Genomic DNA, 5,113 nt, shown 5'->3' with positions numbered 1-5,113 from the left:
CTGGATTCGTGGACGCGAGCACTCGTAAGACGGTTGTTGTCTTGGTTGAGTGGTTGTGGGACAAGCCCTCGGCCTATTAGTACCGGTCGGCTAGGCATTACTGCTGTACACCTCCGGCCTATCAACCCAGTGTTCTGCTGGGGGCCTTACCCACTTACGTGGTGGGAAACCTCATCTTGAAACGTGCTTCCCGCTTAGATGCATTCAGCGGTTATCACTTCCGAACGTAGCTAACCAGCCGTGCCCCTGGCGGGACAACTGGCACACCAGAGGTTCGTCCATCCCGGTCCTCTCGTACTAGGGACAGCCTTTCTCAAGTTTCCTGCGCGCGCGGCGGATAGGGACCGAACTGTCTCACGACGTTCTAAACCCAGCTCGCGTGCCGCTTTAATGGGCGAACAGCCCAACCCTTGGGACCTGCTCCAGCCCCAGGATGCGACGAGCCGACATCGAGGTGCCAAACCATCCCGTCGATATGGACTCTTGGGGAAGATCAGCCTGTTATCCCCGGGGTACCTTTTATCCGTTGAGCGACCACGCTTCCACATGCCGTGGCCGGATCACTAGTTCCGACTTTCGTCCCTGCTCGACATGTCTGTCTCACAGTCAAGCTCCCTTGTGCACTTACACTCGCCACCTGATTGCCAACCAGGCTGAGGGAACCTTTGAGCGCCTCCGTTACATTTTAGGAGGCAACCGCCCCAGTTAAACTACCCATCAGGCACTGTCCCTGATCCGGATCACGGACCTAGGTTAGACATCTAGTACGACCAGAGTGGTATTTCAACGATGACTCCACCCCAACTGGCGTCGAGGTTTCACAGTCTCCCACCTATCCTACACAAGCCGAACCAAACACCAATACCAAACTATAGTAAAGGTCCCGGGGTCTTTCCGTCCTGCCGCGCGTAACGAGCATCTTTACTCGTAGTGCAATTTCGCCGAGTCCACGGTTGAGACAGCGCCCAAGTCGTTACTCCATTCGTGCAGGTCGGAACTTACCCGACAAGGAATTTCGCTACCTTAGGATGGTTATAGTTACCACCGCCGTTTACTGGGGCTTAAGTTCTCCGCTTCGAGCCGAAGCTCTAACAGGTCCCCTTAACCTTCCAGCACCGGGCAGGAGTCAGTCCGTATACATCGTCTTACAACTTCGCACGGACCTGTGTTTTTAGTAAACAGTCGCTTGGGCCTGGTCTCTGCGGCCATCACCGCTTCCCCACGCAAGGTGGTTCACGGATCCGGCCCCCCTTCTCCCGAAGTTACGGGGGCATTTTGCCGAGTTCCTTAACCATGGTTCGCTCGATCGCCTTGGTATTCTCTACCTGATCACCTGAGTCGGTTTGGGGTACGGGCGGCTCGTAGCTCGCTAGAGGTTTTTCTCGACAGCATAGGATCATCTACTTCCCCATACGGGTCCCCATCAGATCTCAGGATCGACATCAAAGTCAGAGGCCCGGATTTGCCTAGACCTCTCCCTACATCCTTGGCCACGGACAACCATCGCCGTGGATAGACTGCCTTCCTGCGTCACCCCATCGCTTGACTACTACCAGCTCGGGTCCCACGCTCCACACCACCGCCTCACCCCGAAGGGATCGGTCATGTGGCGCTTCGGGTGGTTAGCATCACCAGGTTCGTCATGGGCGCTACTTCGCCGGTACGGGAATATCAACCCGTTGTCCATCGACTACGCCTGTCGGCCTCGCCTTAGGTCCCGACTTACCCAGGGCAGATTAGCTTGACCCTGGAACCCTTGATCATTCGGCGCACGTGTTTCTCACACGTGATTCGCTACTCATGCCTGCATTCTCACTCGTGTCGCGTCCACCCCTAGATCACTCTGGAGCTTCACTCGCGACACGACGCTCCCCTACCCATCCACACACCTGAACCAAACCCGAAGGCCGGCTAAGTTATATATGCGAATGCCATAGCTTCGGCGGATGACTTGAGCCCCGCTACATTGTCGGCGCGGAATCACTTGACCAGTGAGCTATTACGCACTCTTTCAAGGGTGGCTGCTTCCAAGCCAACCTCCTGGTTGTCAATGCGACTCCACATCCTTTTCCACTTAGTCACCGCTTAGGGGCCTTAGCTGATGGTCTGGGCTGTTTCCCTCTCGACTACGGAGCTTATCCCCCGCAGTCTCACTGCTGCGCTCTCACTTACCGGCATTCGGAGTTTGGCTAACGTCAGTAACCTGGTAGGGCCCATCGGCTATCCAGTGCTCTACCTCCGGCAAGAAACACGCAACGCTGCACCTAAATGCATTTCGGGGAGAACCAGCTATCACGAAGTTTGATTGGCCTTTCACCCCTATCCACAGGTCATCCCCTCAGTTTTCAACCTAAGTGGGTTCGGTCCTCCACGCGGTCTTACCCGCGCTTCAACCTGCCCATGGATAGATCACTTCGCTTCGGGTCTTGATCGTGCTACTAAAGACGCCCTGTTCGGACTCGCTTTCGCTACGGCTTCCCCACACGGGTTAACCTCGCAACACAACGCAAACTCGCAGGCTCATTCTTCAAAAGGCACGCCATCACCCCAACACCCAAGATGGGCAGCCGGGCTCTGACGGATTGTAGGCACACGGTTTCAGGTACTATTTCACTCCCCGCCAGGGGTACTTTTCACCTTTCCCTCACGGTACTTGTCCGCTATCGGTCATCAAGGAGTATTTAGGCTTAACGGGTGGTCCCGCCAGATTCACACGGAATTTCAGGGGTTCCGTGTTACTTGGGATACCGCTCCAGAGACAAGTGCTTACACATACGGGGCTATCACCCTCTACGGCGCTGCTTTCCAACAGACTTCAGCTTCACGACTTGTTTTCTTACTCTGCACCAGCGCGGCAGCACTGATAGAACGGTCCCACAACCCCCCATACGCAACCCCTGCCGGGTATCACACGCATAAGGTTTAGCCTCATCCGATTTCGCTCGCCACTACTCTCGGAATCACTGTTGTTTTCTCTTCCTTCGGGTACTGAGATGTTTCACTTCCCCGAGTTCCCTCCACACACCCTATATATTCAGGTGCAGGTAACTGGACATGACTCCAGCTGGGTTCCCCCATTCGGACATCCCCGGATCAACGCTCGGTTGCCAACTCCCCAGGGCTTATCGCAGGCTCCTACGTCCTTCATCGGCTCTTGATGCCAAGGCATCCACCATGTGCCCTTCATAGCTTGTCTCACAAACACTCAACGAAGACAACAACTACAAAAGTATTACAAGATGCTCGCGTCCACTATCCAGTTCACAAACAACAACCCCACCACCAGCCACCACCAAGCACACAGCTCAGCATGGTCTGCGGAGGAACAGCACTGAGGGAGTGATCCCCCAGAGCCCAACAGTGTGCCAACCCCACCCCCACCAGCAAGACCACCAGGTTCCACACCCACACCACCCCCCATCCCCCGAAGGAGACAGACAGGCACGTGCGGGTAGTACTGAGGCAACCCCACCAGAGAAGGTGAAGCATCATCGACGATTCCACTAGTGAGACACCACCAGCGTCACCACACATTCGGTGGTGATCAGGGTGTGTGCTCCTTAGAAAGGAGGTGATCCAGCCGCACCTTCCGGTACGGCTACCTTGTTACGACTTCGTCCCAATCGCCAGCCCCACCTTCGACGGCTCCCTCCCACAAGGGGTTAGGCCACCGGCTTCGGGTGTTGCCGACTTTCGTGACGTGACGGGCGGTGTGTACAAGGCCCGGGAACGTATTCACCGCAGCGTTGCTGATCTGCGATTACTAGCGACTCCGACTTCATGGGGTCGAGTTGCAGACCCCAATCCGAACTGAGACCGGCTTTTTGGGATTCGCTCCGCCTCGCGGCATCGCAGCCCTTTGTACCGGCCATTGTAGCATGCGTGAAGCCCTGGACATAAGGGGCATGATGACTTGACGTCATCCCCACCTTCCTCCGAGTTGACCCCGGCAGTCTCCTATGAGTCCCCGGCATTACCCGCTGGCAACATAGGACGAGGGTTGCGCTCGTTGCGGGACTTAACCCAACATCTCACGACACGAGCTGACGACAGCCATGCACCACCTGTACACCAGTATCAAAGAGACCCACATCTCTGCAGGCTTCCGGTGTATGTCAAACCCAGGTAAGGTTCTTCGCGTTGCATCGAATTAATCCGCATGCTCCGCCGCTTGTGCGGGCCCCCGTCAATTCCTTTGAGTTTTAGCCTTGCGGCCGTACTCCCCAGGCGGGGCGCTTAATGCGTTAGCTGCGGCACGGAACCCATGGAATAGGCCCCACACCTAGCGCCCAACGTTTACGGTGTGGACTACCAGGGTATCTAATCCTGTTCGCTCCCCACACTTTCGCTCCTCAGCGTCAGGACATGCCCAGAGAACCGCCTTCGCCACCGGTGTTCCTCCTGATATCTGCGCATTTCACCGCTACACCAGGAATTCCGTTCTCCCCTGCATGCCTCTAGTCTGCCCGTATCGGAAGCAAGCACTGAGTTAAGCCCAGTGTTTTCACTCCCGACGCGACAAACCGCCTACGAGCCCTTTACGCCCAATAATTCCGGACAACGCTCGCACCCTACGTATTACCGCGGCTGCTGGCACGTAGTTGGCCGGTGCTTCTTCTGTACCTACCGTCACTTTCGCTTCGTCGGTACTGAAAGAGGTTTACAACCCGAAGGCCGTCATCCCTCACGCGGCGTTGCTGGATCAGGCTTCCGCCCATTGTCCAATATTCCCCACTGCTGCCTCCCGTAGGAGTCTGGGCCGTGTCTCAGTCCCAGTGTGGCCGGTCACCCTCTCAGGCCGGCTACCCGTCGAAGCCTTGGTAGGCCATTACCCCACCAACAAGCTGATAGGCCGCGAGCACATCCCCCACCGAAAAACTTTCCACACAGATCTCATGCAAGACTGTGTCGTATCCGGTATTAGACCCCGTTTCCGAGGCTTATCCCGAAGTGGAGGGCAGATTACTCACGTGTTACTCACCCGTTCGCCGCTCGTGTACCCCCGAAGGAGCCTTACCGCTCGACTTGCATGTGTTAAGCACGCCGCCAGCGTTCGTCCTGAGCCAGGATCAAACTCTCCGTTGAAAAACAACACCAACACACCCATACAGGC

Annotated in this window: 2 rRNA genes; both read right to left on the bottom strand. The window is 56.4% G+C overall.

The features are described from left to right. Positions 1-56 precede the first annotated feature (56 nt). Positions 57-3,196 (bottom strand): 23S ribosomal RNA (locus tag QWY29_RS19680). A gap of 368 nt (positions 3,197-3,564) precedes the next feature. Beyond that, positions 3,565-5,085: ribosomal RNA gene (locus tag QWY29_RS19675) — 16S ribosomal RNA — on the bottom strand. Together the 16S and 23S rRNA genes form the textbook arrangement of a ribosomal RNA operon. Positions 5,086-5,113: the final 28 nt, after the last annotated feature.

The sequence above is a fragment of the Nocardioides abyssi genome (assembly GCF_030412915.1).
In the GTDB taxonomy this organism is placed as follows: Bacteria; Actinomycetota; Actinomycetes; order Propionibacteriales; family Nocardioidaceae; genus Nocardioides; species Nocardioides abyssi.
The sequence above is the reverse complement of the archived record's forward strand: the minus strand, read 5'-3'. Positions and strand labels throughout refer to the sequence as shown.